The following is a 731-nucleotide window of genomic DNA, read 5'->3' as shown; positions in this document are numbered from 1 at the left end:
ATTGCTGGAGCAGGCTTGCGCCCGTTGTCCAAAATTCCCCACTGCTGCCTCCCGTAGGAGTCTGGACCGTGTCTCAGTTCCAGTGTGGCTGGTCGTCCTCTCAGACCAGCTACTGATCGTCGCCTTGGTGAGCCTTTACCTCACCAACTAGCTAATCAGACATCGGCCGCTCCAAAAGCATGAGGTCTTGCGATCCCCCACTTTCTTCCGTAGAACGTATGCGGTATTAGCGTAACTTTCGCTACGTTATCCCCCACTTCTGGGTACGTTCCGATGTATTACTCACCCGTTCGCCACTCGCCACCAGGCCGAAGCCCGTGCTGCCGTTCAACTTGCATGTGTAAAGCATGCCGCCAGCGTTCAATCTGAGCCAGGATCAAACTCTTCAGTTCAATCTCTGTTTGTTGACTCTTTCGAGTCATCCGCTATTGCTAGCGGAGTCGCTCACTCAAAATACTGACCGTCATCTCATCGCTGAGACAACGCTTAATACTTTGTGCGAACATTTGATATTTTAAGTAATCAGCTGAACTAGTCAGCTGGCACCTGCATCAAACGCCCACACTTATCGACTGTTAATTGTTAAAGAACTGTGGCTTCCGCCGAGGATTCTGTACTGCCTTGCTGCGCTTTGCGAATCGTTTTGTTCGTCAGCAGCAGAGAAGTGAGATTATGCAGTGTTTCGCGATGTTCGTCAACTTCTTTTTTACAGCACCGCGTTTTATCGCGGC

Annotated in this window: 1 rRNA gene; it reads right to left on the bottom strand. The window is 50.5% G+C overall.

Annotated elements, in window-relative coordinates:
• A 16S ribosomal RNA gene (locus KVT32_RS27985) occupies positions 1–392 on the bottom strand; the annotation flags it as partial.
• Positions 393–731 lie beyond the last annotated feature (339 nt).

Source organism: Achromobacter sp. GbtcB20, from assembly GCF_019091095.1.
Taxonomy (GTDB): Bacteria; Pseudomonadota; Gammaproteobacteria; order Burkholderiales; family Burkholderiaceae_B; genus Achromobacter; species Achromobacter mucicolens.
Note: the sequence above shows the minus strand (reverse complement) of the source record. Positions and strands in the feature narration are given on the sequence as shown.